General features: G+C 45.7%; 16 protein-coding genes. 9 read left to right on the top strand and 7 right to left on the bottom strand.

Features of this window, described 5'->3' with window-relative positions; all coding sequences use genetic code 11:
• Positions 1-38: 38 nt before the first annotated feature.
• Together MINF_RS03680 and MINF_RS03675 are read right to left on the bottom strand one after the other, a co-directional pair.
• On the bottom strand, positions 39-467 hold the full coding sequence (locus MINF_RS03680; protein ID WP_012463161.1) for an ExbD/TolR family protein: 429 nt from the start codon (positions 465-467) through the stop codon (positions 39-41).
• A 21-nt stretch (positions 468-488) separates the two neighbouring features.
• Positions 489-1,280: a MotA/TolQ/ExbB proton channel family protein gene (locus MINF_RS03675; RefSeq protein WP_048810116.1), complete on the bottom strand. Its 792-nt coding sequence runs from the start codon at positions 1,278-1,280 to the stop codon at positions 489-491.
• A gap of 158 nt (positions 1,281-1,438) precedes the next feature.
• On the opposite strand from MINF_RS03675, the gene MINF_RS03670 reads away from it, so the two are divergent.
• Entirely contained in the window at positions 1,439-2,023 is a 585-nt protein-coding gene (locus tag MINF_RS03670; RefSeq protein ID WP_012463159.1) for an adenylate kinase family protein, read from the top strand.
• A gap of 22 nt (positions 2,024-2,045) precedes the next feature.
• On the opposite strand, the gene MINF_RS03665 is transcribed toward MINF_RS03670, so the two are convergent.
• Positions 2,046-2,810, bottom strand: a complete 765-nt coding sequence (locus MINF_RS03665) for a glycosyltransferase family 2 protein (RefSeq protein ID WP_012463158.1) — start codon at positions 2,808-2,810, stop codon at positions 2,046-2,048.
• Positions 2,811-2,906: 96 nt separating this feature from the next.
• Entirely contained in the window at positions 2,907-4,037 is a 1,131-nt protein-coding gene (holA, locus tag MINF_RS03660) for a DNA polymerase III subunit delta (protein WP_012463157.1), read from the bottom strand.
• 26 nt (positions 4,038-4,063) lie between these two features.
• Between holA and MINF_RS03655 the strand changes: the two genes are divergently transcribed.
• The 6 genes from MINF_RS03655 to MINF_RS11385 all read left to right on the top strand — a co-directional run bounded on the left by MINF_RS03655 (position 4,064) and on the right by MINF_RS11385 (position 9,768).
• A complete protein-coding gene (locus MINF_RS03655; RefSeq protein WP_012463156.1) occupies positions 4,064-4,567 on the top strand; it encodes an HIT family protein in 504 nt (167 codons plus the stop codon).
• A gap of 127 nt (positions 4,568-4,694) precedes the next feature.
• Positions 4,695-5,573 (top strand): ATP phosphoribosyltransferase, encoded by an 879-nt coding sequence (hisG, locus tag MINF_RS03650; RefSeq protein WP_012463155.1) that lies wholly within the window; start codon positions 4,695-4,697, stop codon positions 5,571-5,573.
• A 457-nt stretch (positions 5,574-6,030) separates the two neighbouring features.
• Complete coding sequence (locus tag MINF_RS03640) at positions 6,031-6,972, top strand: D-alanyl-D-alanine carboxypeptidase family protein (RefSeq protein ID WP_238523540.1); 942 nt, start codon at positions 6,031-6,033, stop codon at positions 6,970-6,972.
• 44 nt (positions 6,973-7,016) lie between these two features.
• Positions 7,017-7,823 (top strand): undecaprenyl-diphosphate phosphatase, encoded by an 807-nt coding sequence (locus MINF_RS03635; protein ID WP_012463149.1) that lies wholly within the window; start codon positions 7,017-7,019, stop codon positions 7,821-7,823.
• A 109-nt stretch (positions 7,824-7,932) separates the two neighbouring features.
• Positions 7,933-9,060 (top strand): hypothetical protein, encoded by a 1,128-nt coding sequence (locus MINF_RS03630; RefSeq protein WP_012463148.1) that lies wholly within the window; start codon positions 7,933-7,935, stop codon positions 9,058-9,060.
• 12 nt (positions 9,061-9,072) lie between these two features.
• Positions 9,073-9,768, top strand: a complete 696-nt coding sequence (locus MINF_RS11385; RefSeq protein WP_012463147.1) for an SMI1/KNR4 family protein — start codon at positions 9,073-9,075, stop codon at positions 9,766-9,768.
• A 90-nt stretch (positions 9,769-9,858) separates the two neighbouring features.
• Here MINF_RS11385 and MINF_RS03620 read toward each other — a convergent pair whose 3' ends face one another.
• Complete coding sequence (locus tag MINF_RS03620) at positions 9,859-11,121, bottom strand: glutamate-5-semialdehyde dehydrogenase (protein WP_012463146.1); 1,263 nt, start codon at positions 11,119-11,121, stop codon at positions 9,859-9,861.
• The gene (proB, locus tag MINF_RS03615) at positions 11,066-11,890 is read right to left on the bottom strand and encodes a glutamate 5-kinase (protein WP_048810114.1); all 825 of its coding nucleotides are present in this window, start codon (positions 11,888-11,890) and stop codon (positions 11,066-11,068) included. The genes MINF_RS03620 and proB overlap by 56 nt, the downstream gene beginning before the upstream one ends.
• Positions 11,891-12,000: 110 nt before the next feature.
• Between proB and MINF_RS03610 the strand changes: the two genes are divergently transcribed.
• Both MINF_RS03610 and MINF_RS03605 read left to right on the top strand, forming a co-directional pair.
• Positions 12,001-12,840 carry an NAD-binding protein gene (locus MINF_RS03610; RefSeq protein ID WP_012463144.1) on the top strand — a complete coding sequence of 280 codons (840 nt, stop codon included), beginning with the start codon at positions 12,001-12,003 and terminating at the stop codon, positions 12,838-12,840.
• Positions 12,841-12,858: 18 nt separating this feature from the next.
• On the top strand, positions 12,859-13,755 hold the full coding sequence (locus MINF_RS03605; RefSeq protein ID WP_012463143.1) for a bifunctional 5,10-methylenetetrahydrofolate dehydrogenase/5,10-methenyltetrahydrofolate cyclohydrolase: 897 nt from the start codon (positions 12,859-12,861) through the stop codon (positions 13,753-13,755).
• A gap of 107 nt (positions 13,756-13,862) precedes the next feature.
• Here MINF_RS03605 and rpoC read toward each other — a convergent pair whose 3' ends face one another.
• Complete coding sequence (gene rpoC / locus MINF_RS03600) at positions 13,863-18,035, bottom strand: DNA-directed RNA polymerase subunit beta' (protein ID WP_012463142.1); 4,173 nt, start codon at positions 18,033-18,035, stop codon at positions 13,863-13,865.
• Between the last annotated feature and the right edge of the window lie 14 nt (positions 18,036-18,049).

Below are 18,049 nucleotides of genomic sequence, written 5' to 3'. Positions count from 1 at the left end.
GTTACCGAGACTTTAAAACCAGTATTCATTCTTATCCTTTATCGGGAAGAGGTCATATCCGGCCGGTTCGTGGCAAAGGCTATGTTCCAAGCGTTTACTCCACGACACACATCCAAGACCTTGATGACTTCTTTGTAAGAGGTATCTTCATCGGCACGGATAATGATCGCCTGGTCCGGGTACTGTTGAATCACCCCTTTTATGATTTCTTCCAGTTCCTGCGCAGACACCACCCTCCGATTGAGATTGACTTGGCCATCCTTGGTTATGTTGATGATGACTTCTCCGGGAAGTCTTTTGGGCAATTCTCCGTTTTTGGCCTTTGGGATTTTCACCTCGAGATCCGCTTCGTATCTAGCCAAATTCCAGGTCAACAGGAAAAAGGAAAGCAAAAACAGGATGACATCTATCATAGGAGCCAGTTGCAATCCTATTTGTTCTGTGGCTACTCTTTTTCTAAAATTCATAGGCTATAAGGGACCTTTCTTTTATTCTTTGTGTTCCTCGTTGTCCTCGCCCTCGTCAAAAGGCGAAGAAGCAACCGCTTTCAGTTCGGTGGAAGACTTACTTAAATATTTTTTATTCAAAAGAAAAATTTCTTGTACCCATAAGGCGGACCGCTCTTCAAAAACAGAAATGAGATACTGGACCCTGCCCCTAAAGAAAGAATAGAAGAACATGGCCGTAATGCCCACAATAAGCCCGATAGCCGTAGAGACAAGGGCTTGTGAAACCCCACCGGCAAGCAACAGCGTCCTCATGGGAGAGGGTTCGGCGGCGATCGAACCAAATGATCTTAAAATCCCCACCACCGTGCCAAAAAGACCCAACATGGGGGCAATAACACCCGCATCGAGCAGGTAAAGGATCCGCTGGTTGAGCAGTGAAGCAAACCCACTTCCAAAAGCCTCGGATACCGAGATGACCGAATGAAGGTCGGCATCCTTGTGTTTCGATAAAAAACCGATCACTTCTTTTAAAAGGCGGGCACAGCCTTCAGATCGATTTTTAATTGCTTCTGAAACCAAGGACAAGTCCCCTTTCCGGAGGGCATTTTCCACCCTCCTGTCGAGATCCTTTGTCCACACGGCAGAAATGCGGATGGAAATAAAATAATAGAATATCAAGGCGACTACGAGAAAAGAGATAAAAAAAAGGGGGATGATGACCCATCCTCCGGATTTGAGAAGATCAAAGACGGTTATCGATTTTGCCGTCCCCTCCTCCACGGCTGCCGCCCAAAAAAGTAAACGATAATATAAAAAGAAGTCTAAATTCATAGTCAAAAAAATATGTTTGTATCCCGCTCTGGTAATTTAAAAAAAATTAGAGAGAAAAGTCATGAATTATTTCTTTTAAGTTTATTAATTAAAATGCCATTGGCAACCTTGATTGAATATTGCTTGCTTTTTATATATTTGCATTTTAATAAACTGGATTGAAAGCCAAGGTGAAATACAACTCTCTTTTGCTCATAGGCGCTCCCGGTTCCGGGAAGGGAACGCAAGGTAAAATATTGGGAACAATTCCCGGTTTTTTCCACTTTTCCTCTGGAGAACTTTTCCGTTCCGTCAATGCTCAAAGTCCGGTAGGAAAAACATTCCTGGAATATTCCTCCAAGGGACTGCTCGTGCCGGATGAAATCACCATCCAGCTCTTTTGCTCTTACATGGAGAAAGTGATCACCGAGGGAAGGTTTCGTCCCAAGCTCGATTACCTGGTCCTGGATGGGCTTCCCCGCAATGTCAGCCAATGGCACATCCTCTCGGAGCAGGTTGAAGTCCTTTATGTTTATCATCTCCATTGTCCTGACCGTTCTATCCTGGAAGCCCGGCTTAAGGGAAGGGCCTCTTCCGATCATCGCGTGGATGACACCGAAGAAGTCATCCAAAAGCGCTTCGAGGTCTATGAAAAGGAAACAAAACCCCTGTTAGAACTTTTTCCCTCTGAAAGACTGAAAGAGATCGACTGCACGAGGATGCCTTACCAGGTATTACGCCAGATCTTAGAACCTTTACCCTAGGAAAAAGCTCCTTTTGCAAGTTTTAAGAATTAATATTCTTTTTCAGATCGCTCGGAGAGGGAACATGGAGTCGACCCTTAAATTGTCTTTTACTAAGCCAGACCATGCCAACCAGGTCAACGGTGGCTTGTATCGCCCTTCTCCATGAAACAACCTTGCTTTTCCCGGCTCTTCTAGGACGGTGATTGACCGGGCATTCTCCCACCTTAAACCCCATGGCAAGGGCCAGGGCCGGGATAAACCGGTGCATTCCGTTCCAGCCGGGAAGTCTCCTGGCCAATTCCACCGTCATTATTTTCAACGAACAGCCCGTGTCCTTGGTGTTATCCGCCAAAAGCAAGGAACGAATGGTATTGGCAATCCTGGAAGAAATCTTTCTAAACCAGCTGTCTTTCCTATCCCTACGCAACCCGGTAATCAGGTCAAGCCCTTCGGCTTTTAATTGAGAGTACAGTATTTTAAGATCTCTTGGATCATTCTGCAAATCCGCATCCATAAAAGCCACATAGCGACCTGAAGCTTGGCTAATTCCAAAATACATGGCTGCACTCTGTCCGCTTCTCTGCGTCAGATCCAGCCATATTATGGGAAATCTCGGAGTCGAGGATGGCCGTGGGTAACTATCGGTACTGCCGTCATTGACCATGATGATTTCAACCTGCAGCCCCAAAGAATCCAGGCAGTGGTCAAGCTCGGCAAGCAAAGCGGGAATATTTTCAGCCTCGTTATGAAAGGGAATAATGAGGGAAAGATCTACGGATTGCGTTTTCTCTTTAATCGCAGCCATTAGCCTAATCCTCTATAAAAAATCTACTATTTCCAATTTGAACCGGATAGAAAAGATTTTTCCTCCCCTTTTTTATAGCACTCTTAAAAAAAAGGATCAATTCCCGGGCAAAGGACAAGTTTTAAATTCGTCAAAGCGGTTTTTCATTTTTATGATAAGCCTTTCTAATACTTTGGCTTTAAGTTCTAAAGAAAGACTACTCGAAATGAGTTTCCTGTAAGTTTCAGAGGTTTGCTGAAAAGCCCACAACCAAAAATCCAATCCCAAGCCCTGGGCCTGTTCGAGGTTGCGGCCAAAAACCCACTGGTTGACTTCCTCCCCGGTCTTCTTTTTAGGGTAAAAGAAATAACCTTCTTCGGTGATATGAAGTTTCGAATATTTCCCTTTTGCTTGGAATTGGAGCAAGCCCTTTTCGATTAAAAGCAAGCCTAAGCAGGCCCAAAAAATTCTTTGTGCTAATGCAAGGATAATGCCTATTTCCGAACCGCCTTCCTGCAACAAGTATTGCAGTTCTACAAAAGCCAAGTCAAATTTCGCCGCCATTACAAGATCGCAAAATCTCCATATCACCGTCTCTCTCCTCCCACAAAACAGGTCGGATAAAGCTTTTTCGTCTATTTTTCCCTTTCCTCCAAGATAGATAGAGAGCTTTTCCATTTCCATGTCCAGGAGGGAACGCTGAGACCCCGATTCGATCAAAAGCTGGAGTGCTAAGTTTACATCCCCTTCAATCCCCTTTTCTTCCAACTTATTCATCACCTCCATGATCGAAGAGGAATCCGAAGGATCGAGCTTATCTGTAAGTTCCAGCTGAAAGTTCGATTTGAGCTCTTGGAAAAGTTTTTTTCTTTTGTCTATGGATTCGGCAAGAATAACAACGATGAGATAGTCGGGAGGGCTTTCCCTTAGGATTTTGAAAATTTCTCCAACCTCTTGTTCTATCGTTTTCTCAGCTAAGCCGCCGACAGCTAAAAAACGCGCATTTTTCCAAAAGAGAAGTTTCAAGTCTTCAAAGAGGGGAGGGGTTAAGATTTCTTCCTTCAAATGCCTAAGCAGGACAAGGGAGTTAGAGGCAGTTTCCGGCTCATCCGCAAGGCTCACTATTTCTATGCTCGGGTTTTGTTGCTTACATTTTTCAACAAAGGCTAATGCTTTTTTCTGCGCTTCGTAAAAATCTTCTCCTCCAAAAATAAAAACCCGGCTCTTTTTGTTCTCTTTACCTTTCATCGATTAATGAATAAAATCTAAATGCCATGGAATATCTTTGGGCGCCTTGGAGAAAAGCCTATTTTGGAAAAGAAACGGAAAGAGATCATCTTTTTGAAATCATCGCTCAAAGTCAGGAGGATGAAAAGAATTTTGTTTTAACCCGGGGAAAAGTCACTTTTTCTTTGCTGAACCGTTATCCTTACAACACCGCCCACTGCATGGTTGTCCCCTATAGAATCATCAAGAGCATCACGGAATTGACGGAAACAGAAATCCTAGAATGCTTATATACCCTTAAGAGATTATGCAAAAGCATCCAAAGAGTCTTTTCTCCTCATGGATTTAACGTGGGATTAAACATCGGAGCTGCAGCCGGCGCAGGAATAGAAAACCACCTGCATTGGCATCTTGTCCCGCGCTGGCGCAATGACACCAACTTCATTACCATCATAGGGAATACGCGCGTTCATCCTGACGACCTGCCCACGGTGTACAAGCTGCTTGTAGAAGATCTTGCCCGGGAAGAAGAACCCGAAGAAACCGGCTGATGCAGGTATTTAACCCTACCAAGCCTCCCCTTTGCCCCGTTTTTGGCGTTGCCTAGAAAATTAAACAAAAATATCTTTACAAAAATTAAAGATTGAATAGAGTTTTTGTCTTTCCCATGAGTGGTTTATGAGTGGTTTGAAATTGAGGATTGGACTGCCCAAAGGCAGTTTAGAAGAAGCAACGATGGAGCTTTTTGAAAAAGCCGGTTATATCGTTGCGCGCAGCAACCGTGCTTACAGGCCAGCCATAGATGACAACGAACTGGAGGTCAGGCTTGTGAGACCCCAAGAAATAGCGCGGTACGTGGAACAAGGTTTTTTGGACTGTGGGATTACGGGTAAAGATTGGATCTTGGAAAACAACGCCGATGTGCATATTATTTGCGAATTAAAATACAACAAATCCACCTCTTCTCCCGTCAAGTGGGTGTTGGCCGTTCATGAAAATTCACCCGTGCGCAAGCCCTCCGACTTGCAAGGCAAATGGATAGCGACTGAAGCGGTTAACCTGGTTAAGCAATATCTCAACAAAATCGGTGTAGAAGCCCATGTTGAATTTTCTTGGGGAGCTACCGAAGTCAAAGTACCCGAACTGGTCGATGCCATCGTGGATATCACCGAAACAGGCTCTTCGTTAAGAGCCAACCACTTGCGGATCGTTGACACCATCCTGGAAAGCTTTCCCCAATTCATCTGTTCACACAAGGTTTGGGCTGACCAGGAAAAAAGAAGAAAACTTTCCTCCATGGCCCTTCTTTTGCAATCAGCTTTAAATGCCCGAAACAAGGTCGGGCTGAAGATGAACGTTCCCAAGGAAAATTTAAGCGCTATTTTAAAGATTTTACCCTCGCTGCGAAATCCTACTGTCTCTCCATTGGCTGATGGTCAATGGGTAGCCGTAGAAACGATCCTTGATGAAAGCAAGGTGAGGGATCTGGCCCCTCAATTAAAAGAAATGGGAGCCGAAGGGATCATCGAATATTCTTTAAACAAAATCATTTACTAAAAATTTATAGCACATGGGATCACTTAAAAAACGCCGCAAGGCAAAAATGAATAAGCATAAACGCCGCAAGCGAAGGCGTGAAAACCGGCATAAAAAAAGACTCCGATATAAGGCATAGTGGGCATTCCTTTTTAATCCAGGAAGTTTATAGCCGTTATTTTAAAAGCTAAGGAGTTTTGCACTTGAAGGCCGAGCAACTTTTTGGATTGAATTCAAGGAAAGAAAAACTGGGGACATTCTCTCAGCGTTATCCAGTTGAGGGGAGTTGTTTTTTTTGCCTTTTTATCGATCAAACTGGAACTGAAAGCTTCTTGTTGGGATCGCCTGAAGACCGGTCTTTTTTAAAGGGGAAAATAGGGATGCGGGATGTACAAAAAAAAATCAATCGTTTGTCGGCTCAAAATAGTTCTGGACAGTAAAGCCACAAGATAAATATAATTGTTCAAAAATGTAAATTATGAGGGCTTTCATTTCTTTTCCTTTTCAATCGCTCGTGCAAAGAGTAAAGGGGGCTTTCCCTTTTCCGCTTTTATCGCTTGGCCTTCCCGCGGTCTTATTCTTTAGCCTTTCTGCAAGCCTTTTGGCCAGAAGCCATCGGCACCTCTCCCATGAAAGCAATCCTCGCAACCTGAGCTACGAACAAGTTTCTGCACTTGTTCAAGCCAGTGGGGTCTTGTTATACGACGCCACCACCCATAAGGTTCTCTTTGCCAAAAACGATGACGTTCCCTTTGCCCCTGCCAGCACAACCAAGCTGATGACCGCTTTGCTCGTCTATGAAAAAACCGGTTTTAAAGGGGATGTAAGAATTAAAAAAGAAGACACCCTTGTCCAACCTTCTCATGTTCCACTCATTGCAGGAGAAGTCATCTCGGTCAACCAGCTGGTTGAAGAACTTTTAATCGGCTCCTGCAACGATGCGGCGTTAGCCCTTGCTCGGGCTTGCAGCGGTTCAGTGGAGAAGTTCGTTGAAGAAATGAATCAAAAAGCGCAGTCCCTAGGCTGCGTAAACACGCATTTTGTTAATCCCCATGGCCTTTTTGAGCCGGGCCAATACACGACTGCACGGGATCTTATGCGCATTTTCCAAGCGGCGATAAAAATTCCGGCCATTAACCAGATTTGCCAAACCCGCAAAATTCACTTTCAAAACGGGGGGATTAGTCGAGTGATGTATAACCATAACCGGTTGCTGGGTCGCTACATGGGAATGGGACCGGCAAAAACCGGATGGACCAGGATTTCCTTGCATACTTATGCTGCAGCCTGCGAAAGAAACGGACATACCCTCTATCTTACCCTGTTACACAGTCCGGATAAATGGTATGATGCCCGTCTTCTCTTCGATTATGGTTTTGCTCAACTAAAACCCCGGTATACGGCAGAAGAAAAGTTTTAATCCGCCTAAAGAAAGCTTAAGCTCTATTTGACTCCATTCTATTTATGCACGATCTCTGGCCAACTATTCTTTTAGGGATTATAGAGGGGCTGAGCGAATTTCTTCCCATATCGAGCACCGGTCATCTGCTCGTTGCAGAACACTGGCTTGGGGAAAGGTCTGAAACCTTCAACATCTTTATTCAACTCGGAGCGGTGCTTGCGGTATGCTTGATCTATAAAGAACGTCTATCGAGCTTTCTTTTCTTGTGGAAGGATAGGGAAAAACTCCCCTACTTTCTGAAACTTTCCGTGGCCTTTATCATCACGTCCATTCTCGGATTATGGGTGAAAAAAATGGGTTGGGAGCTTCCCAAGGACCTTGGACCGGTTATCATAGCTATATTCGGCGGTGCTTTTTGGATTTACTTTACTGAAAAAGTTTCCAGCCAGAGACAATCCTTTGTGGAAGAAATCAGTTGGCCAACGGCGATCGCCGTAGGAGCAAGTCAAGTGGTAGCGGGGGTTCTACCCGGATTTTCAAGATCAGCGGCAACCATATTGATGGCCGTCCTTCTTGGCGTTTCTCGGCCGGCGGCTACGGAATTTGCCTTTCTTTTGGGCATACCGACCATGTTTGCAGCCAGTCTTTTTGCATGGATCGAAGAAACTCATTTTTTAAAAAACCCTTCTCTCGATTCCCCATTAACGTTGGCTACCGGTTTTTGCGTGTCGGCGGTCGTGGCCTTTATCTCGGTAAAATGGCTTCTTTCCTACATCCAAACCCATACCTTTATTCCCTTTGTTTGGTACCGAGTCGGGCTCGGCTTCTTTCTTATCGCTCTTGTTGCCTTGGGTTGGAAAACCCAGTAGGGATTCCTGCTCGCGTTTTTCTCTTGGATCCCTGAGGTCCTTTAGCCTAAAGCGATCCCATTAGTTTTTTAGAGTTTCTTTCTCTTCGGTCGGCCCACCTTTTTTTTCGATGAGCAAGAAAAAAAAAGGAAGCTTACTCAGAAACTCCCATGGCTATATTATCCCCTCTCAAGAGATGCTTTTCAAGGTCGACCAGATGATTAGAAAGCTGGACAAGCTTTCCACTCCCCAATCGATTCTTCAAGGAAATCCTGAAGTTCCAGGAATTGTCCTGGAAAGATCAATGGTGAGTCCCCTGGATAGAAAAGGCAAAGAGTACAAGAAGATACTCAAGGAATACGAGAAGAAAAGACCCGAGTTTCTTGCCGCCCTTGCCAACCACCCCGTGGGCAAGTCGCTTAGCCTTCTTGCCGTAGGCAAAGAAGGCGTAGAGATGATGAGAAAGGGCAAAGTGCCCAAGCTGAATTTAGGAACAATTGTCGATGATGATGGGATTCGGCGCAACGCTATAGCCTTTTACAACGTCAGGAGACTGAAACCGCCAGGACAGTCTCAAAAAAACAGCCGGGACTGTTATAACTGTCACCATATCATTCAAAAAAGCGTAAAAGCAAAGCATCACCGTTCGCCGAACGATCCTGAAAACCTCGTTTTAGTTCAATCTTTTAGAACCCACAATAACCAATTTAATCCCCACCATTTCTGGCATGCTCTCTTCCTTCATCCCCAAATCAACGGTAATCCCGGGGTCGTCCAACCTTATTATGCCCCTAGACCTTTGTTTCCCGTTTATCCTCCCGTTCAAAAACCGATCCATTCCATAGAACAGCTCCGCGAGGAACTCAAAAAACTGGATCCGCAGGCGACCCTGCCTCACTCCTGGGAAAACAAGATCATCGCCTTTAGCCGGCTCCTTGGAAATCAACCCTACCGGGTTCCCGCCCGATACCGGGAAGCCATCAAGCTTTACCAAAGAATATATTCCAAGGAAAACAAGGAAGAGAACGAAGCCGTTCAAGCCCGAAACACCGCTGCGCAAGAGGCCGGACCCTTGGCCAAGGAATGGTTGCCCCCGGGAGCCGTCGTTAACGGTCAACCCCTGCCCCTCAATCACAACCCAAAATTTATATTGCCAATCGTGGATAGAGCAAATAGAATACAAAAGGAGGGTTGTAATAGCTTTCCCGTAGCCCCGAAAAAAAATAAGCAAAGAAAAGAAGCCATATTTTATCGCTAAGCAAAGGTTTTTATGAAATACCTTGAATATTTGGAAATGGTCAATCAAGAAGAAATGGACGCCGGCTTTGAACCCTTTCGAGGGAGGCCCACAGAAAAAATTTTAGCCTACAGAGACCAAGTAAAAGAGCAATACGGCATTGAAATCCCCGATGACTATCTCGAGTTTTTGAAAGTGGCCGATGGGCTTGCCCATAACGGTGTTGTTTTTTTTTCCACGGATCATGAAAAAGAAGAATTTCAGGTCATACCCGGGTTGATCTCTGAAAACCTATCCATAGGCACCTTCGACCAGAACAAAGATTATCTTATTTTGGGATATTCCAATCTTTTCTGGTATGCTTATCACTTCCCGACGCAAAAATACCTGGCTTTAGATGAAGAAGATCTCCAAGAGGTGGTTGAATTCAAAGATTTCGATGACATGATGACCAGCGTATTGAAGTATGAGGTCTTAGAAATGCTGGACGAAGAAGAGGAAGCCGAAGAGGAAGAAGAAGGAGAAGAGGAAACTGCAAAAGAAGGAGAGGAGGAGGAAGAAGAAATTTATTCTGAAGAAATGGTTTTTGAAGAGTGGGAAGAGGAAGAAGAAAGCGAAGAACAAGAAGAAGAGGCAATGACGAAAGAGTCGGAGGAAGAAGAATCTAGAGAAAAAGAAAGGACAGAGGACAAAAACCAAAAGAAAAACGGCAAGGAAAAACAGGGATAAAGTTCTTCAAGTTCAACCTCTTTTAAAAAATTCTTTCTTTTTTTGGACCAGCAAAAAAGATTTCCCTTCCATTTTGCGGAAAAGAAACACTTAGCTTCGCACCTGGCCGTTTCCGTAAACAATGTACTTGTAGGTGGTCAGTTCTTTTAATCCCATGGGACCACGGGAGTGGATCTTATCGGTGCTGATTCCGATTTCCGCTCCAAACCCAAATTCAAAGCCATCGGTAAAGCGCGTTGAAGCGTTCCAATAGACAGCTGCAGAATCTACCCTATGCAAAAAAGCTTCCGCGGCACCGCTCTCTTCGGTAACGATCGCATCGGAGTGATTGGATCCATATTTATGAATATGGTCGATGGCCTCGTCCAAGTTTTTTACGATTTTTACCGATAAAATAAGATCGAGATACTCGGTCGCCCAATCCTCTTCAACGGCGGGAGTAATCCGGTTTCCTACAATATTGAGGCAGCGGGCGTCTCCCCTGACTTCCACTCCTTTTTTTTGAAGTTCCTCCACGACCAGGGGCAGGAAATCCGGAGCAATTTCCTCGTCGATTAAGAGCGTTTCCATCGCGTTACAGACAGCAGGCCTTTGACACTTGGCATTCAATACGATGCGCAAGGCCTTTTCAAAAGAAGCCTTGGAGTGGACATAAACGTGACAAATACCTTGATAATGCTTGATTACAGGGACCTTGGCATGATCGACAACCGTTTCTATCAACCCTTTGCCTCCCCTCGGAATAAGCAGATCGATTAATCCTTTCTGGCTGCAAAGGATGGGAATGGTTTGCCGGTCCGTGGTGGGAATCAAGACTACCGCATCCTCCACAACCTTGGCTTTTTTTAGCCCCTCGCGTATGGAATCGACAAGTACACGGTTAGTATTAAAGGCTTCCTTGCCTCCTCTCAGGATAACCGCATTGCCCGACTTGAGACACAATGCGGAAGAATCCACCGTAACATTCGGCCTGGATTCATAGATAATCCCGATAAGGCCGATGGGAACCCTGATTTTTTTAATTAACAGCCCATTAGGCCTTTTCCACTGCTCGATGACCTCACCGAGCGGGCTCGGCAAATAAACGATTTCTTCCAAGGCCTTTAAGAGGGCTCCAAATCTTTTTTCACCTAGATAAAGCCTGTCAATCATGGCCTCCGAAAGACCGGCGTTTTTGGCACGATCTACATCCTGCTCGTTGGCCGCCAATACCTGCTTTTTTTGCAGCAGCAATTCTTCTCCAATAGCCATTAAAGCTTGATCAAAAGTCTTGGAAGGGACTTCCGCCAACTTGCGGCTAGCCTCTTTGGCTTTTTGGCAAAGGCTGTGAATCTGCTCCGAAAGTTCTTGCATCGTTTTTTACCCTGAAAAGAGTTCCTAAAGTTTCTCCCTCATGAATTCGAATCAAAACGTCTTTTTCTCTTCCATCGGCAATTTGCATCTGGATTCCTGCCAAAACCGCTATTTTAGCCGCTTCAATCTTCGTAATCATCCCTCCTACCGACCTTTCACTCCGGGTCCCTTCCGCCAATTTTTCTATTCGACTATCGATCTCATCGACAAAAGGAATGGGTTTCTTCTCTCCATTGCTATAGTCCATGAGCCCGGAGACATTCGAGAGGATCACCAACCTATCGGCCTTAGTTAACACGGCGATGTGGGAAGACAGCCGGTCATTGTCTCCAAATCGTATTTCTTCGTAAGACACACAATCGTTTTCATTAATTATGGGTATAACCGTCTTTTTAAGCAACAAGTATTCTAACAGCTTCCTGATGTTCGATCGTAAAGAAAGGCTATCCAGGTCAAAATAGGTCACAAGGATCTGGGCTACGTGAAACCCATAAGAAGAGAAAAACTTTTTGTAATAATGCATGAGAAAAGGCTGGCCCAACGTCGAGCAGGCTTGAAGCTCCTCAATGGTATCCGGTCTTTTAGAATAGCCTAATATTTCCATTCCACAACCTATGGCTCCAGAGCTAACGACGATAACCTCGATATCTTTCTTTTTTAATTCGATAAGCTGCCTGGTCAAGTTTTCCACTTGATGCAGGTCAAGAGAGCCTCCGGCCGTGCTTAAAACTCCCGTTCCCAATTTTACGACCCACCGTTCCGCTCGCATATTACAATCTTTCAAATTAAGCGAGAAAACCGAAAACCGACAAGAATAAATAAGCGATCTATCCTCTTTTTTCTTCCTTCCTATGAGATTATATTCAACTTAAAGCAGCGATGGATCTCCCCGTAGTCATCATCGGTTGTGGTTATATCGGAAGGATTTTGGCTCTAAGGCTAAAAAGCCAACAAAAGGCGGTCATGGGCATAGTCAAAACCGAGGAAAGCCGTATCAATCTTGAAAAGCAGGGTATTCCAGCCATCGCGGCCGATATCACCGATAACCGGTTCCCCCGGGTTCTCCCTCCTGCTTCAGCCCTTGTCTTTTCTGCTTCTTCTAACCGGTCGGAAGCTGGACTCTTCGGAAAAATCTTTTCTATAGGACTGGATCAAGTGCTAGAGTCCGCAAAAGGGATTCCTTTGCTTCTTGTTTCTTCCACCTCTGTCTACAGTCAAGTTGAAGGAGAATGGGTTAACGAAGATTCCCCCGCGATTCCAACAACGCCTTCTGGAGTAATTTTAAAACAAGCTGAACAAAAGGTCCTTGAGCGAGGTGGCACGGTATTAAGGGCTTCAGGCATTTATGGTCCACAAAGAGCCTACCGCATCACCGGATTAGTTGAAAGGAGGGTACGGATAGACCCGAGGAAAAAATGGATAAACCAGGTTCACGGGTTTGATCTTGCCCGGGCTATAGAACATTTCTTAACTGTCCCGGGCTTGTTCAACATCTCCGATGATCTGCCCACCCTTGAAGAAGACTTTTACTCTTGGCTGTGTCAAAACCTCAATGTTCCCTTTCCTCCCCTTGGGCAAAAACCTCCCCATCCCAAAAGAGGCTATTCCAACAAGAGGATTTCCAACAAAAAAGCGAAATCCATGGGTTTTAGGCTTGATTTTCCTACCTTCAAGGAAGGATACTCTAACCTAGTGCAAATCTATAAAAACCCCTCTTAAGCTTAGGACGCCGGTTCAATGGAAGAAGCCCAGTTGTTAGACGGCAGACTTGTTGCAGAAGAGATTCACAAGGAAACAAGGGAAGCCGTTCAGAGATTACGCCGCAAAGGAATCTTGCCTTGCGTTGTTTTTATTCGTGTAGGCAATCATCCTCCTTCCGAACTTTACGTGAGGATGAAACAGAAAAAAGCCCAAGAAGTGGGGATTCAATCCGAAGTCATTGCCCTTCCTGAAGATGTTACCCAGCAGGAAGTGTTGGAGAGCCTGGATAGATTGAACCAGGACCCCTCCATTCATGGAATTCTCGTTCAGCTTCCTCTTCCCAAGCATCTTTCCGAAAAGAAAATAGCCCTTGCCATTGATCCCCGAAAAGATATCGACGGGTTTCATCCTTTAAATTTAGGGAAAATGCTCTTGGGGGAAAAAGATTGCTTTTATCCCTGCACTCCTTTAGGCATACAAGAACTTTTAAAGCGGTATCAAATTGAAACCGAAGGCAAAGAGGTCGTCATCCTCGGCAGAAGCAATATCGTGGGTAAACCCTTGGCCGCCTTGTTCCTTCAAAAATCCAAGTACGCCAACGCCACCGTCACCGTCGTTCATTCTTTAAGCCAAAACATTAAAGAACACTGCCAGAAAGCCGATATTCTCGTTGCTGCTCTTGGTAAAGCTCATTTTGTGACCAAGGACTTCGTCAAGCCGAAGGCTGTGGTAGTAGATGTGGGGGTTAGCCGCATTGCCGATCCTTCTTCCCCACAAGGATTTAAGATCGCCGGAGACGTTGACTTTGCCGAGATCAAAAAAATAGCTTCTTGGATCACTCCCAATCCTGGAGGAGTGGGTCCCATGACGATAGCCATGCTCTTAGCCAATACCGTTAAGGCCGCGGAACTTTCCCTAGGCCATCCATTCTAATCCAAGCCAGGACCAACTCTCCGCAAGCACCCTTGTTGCAGACGCTCTCTTATCCCCTCCCCAACGGAAGGGAACTGGAAGCCTCAAATGAGTTAAAAACTAGGAAACTAGGTTCCTGCCTGGGGAATCCATTTTTGTTCCTTTGCGGGCTCTTCTCCATTACCGTAGATCTTTTGCTCTTTTTTCTCTTCTTTAAACTCGGGGGGAGCCACTTCCACGAGTCGGATATTTCTGTAAGTTCTAAATCCCGTCCCCGAAGGGATCAAATTACCCATAATAATGTTTTCTTTAAAACCTTTTAGAGGATCGACCTTCCCCAAGGTAGCGGCTTCGGTTAAAACCCTCGTTGTATCCTGGAAACTCGCAGCGGCTATAAAGCTGTCTGTATCCAGGGAAGCCTTGGTAATACCCAAGAGGACGGGTATGCCTACCGCCGGTTTGCCTCCTTTTGCTTCGATGATCCTATTTTCTTCTTCAAACTTCAGCCGATCAACCTGTTCTTCCCACAAGAAAGAAGTATCTCCCGCATCCAGGATTTTTACCTTTTTAAGCATCTGTTTAATGATGATTTCGATATGCTTATCGTTAATTTCCACCCCTTGCAATCGGTACACCTCTTGAACCTCGTTAAGGAGGTACTCTTGCAATTCCTGGATCCCACAAACGTCGAGAATTTCTTGGGGGACTATAGGCCCTTCGGTCAATTGCTGTCCTTTTTTAACCACATCCCCCTTGTACACGATGAGATGCTTTGAAAGAGGAATAAGATGTTCTTCTTCGCTTCCCGTCTGCGGATCCCTAATCAGGATCCTTCTTTTACCCCGAATAATCCCTCCATCTTCCACTATGCCGTCGATCTTTGCAATTTCGGCCGAATCTTTGGGTTTTCTCGCCTCAAAGAGTTCTGCTACTCGAGGCAAGCCCCCGGTAATATCCTTGGTTTGAACCATTTTTCTTGGTGTTCGGGCGATTCTTTGACCGGCAACAACCTTGTCCCCTGGCTTAACCTCGATTCTCGCTCCTGCCGGAATCCCGTAAAAAGCGATCACCTCCCGAGTGTTTTCGTCAAGGATTAATATTTGAGGATGAAGGTCATGTTTATGCTCTATGACAATCGTGCTGATTTGTTTTGTCGTTTCATCGAGTTCTTTCTTAACCGTAACCCCTTCGATAATATCCCGAAATTCAACTATGCCTCCTTTTTCGGTTAAAATAGGCACGTTGTAAGGATCCCACTGGACGAAAACCTGGCCTTTTTTGACCATTTCCCCATCCGGAATCAAGATGATCGAACCGACTATGACCGTATGCCTTTCCAGTTCCCTTCCGGATGGATCCAAAACGGCCAGGTATCCGCTCTTGCTTAAGACAATGAAATGGTTATCCACGGTTTTCACCGTTCTCAGGTCGATATATTGAACAATCCCATCGTTACGCGCCCTTATCTGGGGTTGTTTGAAAACCTGGGAAGCGGTGCCTCCAATATGGAATGTCCGCATGGTCAATTGGGTACCGGGTTCTCCAATAGATTGAGCCGCAATTACCCCCACCGATTCTCCTAACCTGGCCATCCTGTTGGTAGCCAAATTCAGGCCATAACAGCTGGCACATACGCCCCACTTGCTCTCGCAGGTGAGGACGGAACGGATTTTTACCTTTTCGGCTCCCGCTTCTTCTATTTCTTTGGCTTTCTTTTCGTCGATGAGCTCACCCGGCCTCACCACTATTCTTCCGGTCATGGGATCGATAATTTCATCGCAACATACCCGGCCGTAAATCCTCTCGGATAGTTTAACAATCTCCTCATCCCCCTCATAAATAGCTTGAACGATGATCCCCTTGTTCGTTCCGCAGTCTTGCATCGTTATGACCACGTCCTGGGCGACATCATGAAGTTTTCTCGTCAAATAGCCCGCATCAGCCGTTTTCAAAGCCGTATCGGCTAGTCCTTTCCTCGCCCCATGAGTGCTAATAAAGTACTCCAACACCGAAAGGCCTTCTCTAAAGTTGGAAATTATCGGCCTTTCAATAATCTCCCCGGAAGGCTTCGCCATCAGGCCTCGAATTCCCGCCAGTTGGCGAACCTGCTGGCGGTTACCCCGAGCCCCGGAATCGACCATCAGAAAGAGGGGGTTATATTCAGGCCTGCCCAAGTTGTTCTCCAATGACTTGTAAATTACACCCGAGATCTCTTCTGTAGCCTGGGTCCAAATATCCACTATCTTGTTGTATCTTTCTCCGTCGGTGATCGCTCCAGACCGGTATTGACGTTCAACCACGTTAACCATCTCGTAGGCTTTGCTGATAATCCTGGTTTTCTCCGCAGGAACGATCATATCATCGATGCCGATGGAAATCCCCGCTTTTGTAGCCTCTGCAAAGCCTAACTCTTTAAGGTTATCCAGGCATTGGACAGTTTTCTCCCGGCCAACGGTTTGATAACACTTAAGGATGATCTCTCCGAGTTGCTTTTTACCCGCCGGCTTGTTATAAAAACCAAGCTCCGGAGGCCATATCTGGTTGAAAATGACTCTCCCCGGGGTGGTTTCGATCACCTTTTTGTTTTTATCTCCAAAAACAGTGCTCCGACCATAATCGGGATTCTTAAGAAGGATAAGATCATGCATCTGCAGAAGGCCATCATTGTAGGCGAAGATGACTTCCTGGGCGTCCGAAAATAACGGTTTTCGCTTCTGTTCTTGGACTTTTATCTTGAGGGGAGGCTGGGTCAAGTAATAACAACCCAGGGTAATGTCCTGGGTGGGAGTGGTAATAGGCTTTCCACTGGAGGGAGAGAAGATGTTCAGGGGAGCGAGCATGAGCAGCCTTGCTTCCAATTGCGCCTCAATAGAAAGAGGAACATGCACCGCCATCTGGTCCCCATCAAAATCCGCATTATACGCTGTACAAACCAAGGGATGAATGCGAATGGCATCACCTTCAATCAAAATGGGTTCAAAAGCTTGGATAGAAAGCCTGTGCAAAGTAGGAGCCCTATTCAAAAGCACAAGGTGACCGGCCGTTACCTGTTCAAGTACGTCCCATACAAGGGGATCCTGTTTTTCAATCATCTTTTTGGCCGTTCTCACCGTGTGGACATGCCCCAATTCCCTTAACCTCCTGATCATAAAGGGCTCAAAAAGCACCAGGGCCATTTTTTTGGGAAGACCACATTGATGAAGTTTGAGCTCCGGCCCTATGACTATGACCGACCGGCCGCTGTAATCCACTCTCTTGCCCAACAAATTCATGCGGAATCTTCCCGTTTTCCCTTGGAGCATATCCGATAAGGATTTCAAAGGCCTGTTCCCCGCCCCTGTTACCGCTCTCCCATGCCTGCCGTTATCTAAAAGGGCGTCAACGGCTTCCTGGAGCATTCTCTTTTCATTTCGGATAATCACATCGGGAGTCTTCAGTTGCAGGAGATTCTTCAGCCGATTATTCCGGTTAATCACCCTCCTATAAAGATCATTAAGATCGGAGGTGGCAAACCTTCCCCCTTCCAAGGGAACAAGAGGTCTTAAATCGGGAGGGATCACGGGCAGTACTTCTAAAATCATCCATTCAGGCCTGGTTTCCGAATTGATAAGGCCTTGGACAAGCTTGAGCCTCTTGGCCAACTTCTTCTTCAGCTGCTTGCTTCTCGTTCCCTCCATCGCCGCCGTCAGATCGTTGGCCAGGGCTTGGAGATCGATCTGTTTTAATATATCCCTTACAGCTTCCGCTCCCATCTTCGCGACAAATGCTTCCTCTCCATATTGGGCTAAAGCATCGCGGTATTCCTGTTCGGAAAGAAGCTGCTTGAATCTTAAAGGGGTTTTACCCGGATCAACAACCAGATAGTCTTCGTAATAAATGACCCGCTCCAGGTCCTTGGCGGTCATATCCATGATCAAACCAAGCCGGCTAGGCATGCACTTCAAAAACCAGATGTGAGAAACGGGAACCGCAAGCTTTATATGCCCCATTCGTTCTCTTCTGACGCGTGACAAGGTGACTTCTACCCCGCACCGGTCACAAATTACCCCCTTGTACTTGATCCTTTTGTACTTGCCACAAGCACATTCCCAATCCTTGGTAGGTCCAAAAATTCTCTCGCAAAAAAGCCCCCCTTTTTCGGGTTTGAATGTCCTATAGTTAATCGTTTCGGGATTACGCACTTCACCTTTGCTCCATGACTCTATCGTTTCAGGTGAAGCAATGGAAATACGGACTTCATCAAATCCAATCGTTTTTTGAAAACCGAGTACTTGGCGCGCTGTCAAATTTTTGGCTTCCATACTTTTTCCCCTTC

Source organism: Methylacidiphilum infernorum V4, from assembly GCF_000019665.1.
Lineage (GTDB): Bacteria > Verrucomicrobiota > Verrucomicrobiia > Methylacidiphilales > Methylacidiphilaceae > Methylacidiphilum > Methylacidiphilum infernorum.
The sequence above is the reverse complement of the archived record's forward strand: the minus strand, read 5'-3'. Positions and strand labels throughout refer to the sequence as shown.

Excerpts from the sequence above, each read along its gene's own strand:
- MINF_RS03640 (WP_238523540.1), top strand. The coding sequence starts at position 6,031 with ATGAGGGCTTTCATTTCTTTTCCTTTTCAATCGCTCGTGCAAAGAGTA.
- MINF_RS03665 (WP_012463158.1), bottom strand. The coding sequence starts at position 2,810 with ATGGCTGCGATTAAAGAGAAAACGCAATCCGTAGATCTTTCCCTCATT.
- MINF_RS03680 (WP_012463161.1), bottom strand. The coding sequence starts at position 467 with ATGAATTTTAGAAAAAGAGTAGCCACAGAACAAATAGGATTGCAACTG.
- MINF_RS03635 (WP_012463149.1), top strand. The coding sequence starts at position 7,017 with ATGCACGATCTCTGGCCAACTATTCTTTTAGGGATTATAGAGGGGCTG.
- MINF_RS03620 (WP_012463146.1), bottom strand. The coding sequence starts at position 11,121 with ATGCAAGAACTTTCGGAGCAGATTCACAGCCTTTGCCAAAAAGCCAAA.
- rpoC (WP_012463142.1), bottom strand. The coding sequence starts at position 18,035 with ATGGAAGCCAAAAATTTGACAGCGCGCCAAGTACTCGGTTTTCAAAAA.
- holA (WP_012463157.1), bottom strand. The coding sequence starts at position 4,037 with ATGAAAGGTAAAGAGAACAAAAAGAGCCGGGTTTTTATTTTTGGAGGA.
- MINF_RS03605 (WP_012463143.1), top strand. The coding sequence starts at position 12,859 with ATGGAAGAAGCCCAGTTGTTAGACGGCAGACTTGTTGCAGAAGAGATT.
- MINF_RS03655 (WP_012463156.1), top strand. The coding sequence starts at position 4,064 with ATGGAATATCTTTGGGCGCCTTGGAGAAAAGCCTATTTTGGAAAAGAA.
- proB (WP_048810114.1), bottom strand. The coding sequence starts at position 11,890 with ATGCGAGCGGAACGGTGGGTCGTAAAATTGGGAACGGGAGTTTTAAGC.
- MINF_RS03630 (WP_012463148.1), top strand. The coding sequence starts at position 7,933 with ATGAGCAAGAAAAAAAAAGGAAGCTTACTCAGAAACTCCCATGGCTAT.
- MINF_RS03675 (WP_048810116.1), bottom strand. The coding sequence starts at position 1,280 with ATGAATTTAGACTTCTTTTTATATTATCGTTTACTTTTTTGGGCGGCA.
- MINF_RS11385 (WP_012463147.1), top strand. The coding sequence starts at position 9,073 with ATGAAATACCTTGAATATTTGGAAATGGTCAATCAAGAAGAAATGGAC.
- hisG (WP_012463155.1), top strand. The coding sequence starts at position 4,695 with ATGAGTGGTTTGAAATTGAGGATTGGACTGCCCAAAGGCAGTTTAGAA.
- MINF_RS03610 (WP_012463144.1), top strand. The coding sequence starts at position 12,001 with ATGGATCTCCCCGTAGTCATCATCGGTTGTGGTTATATCGGAAGGATT.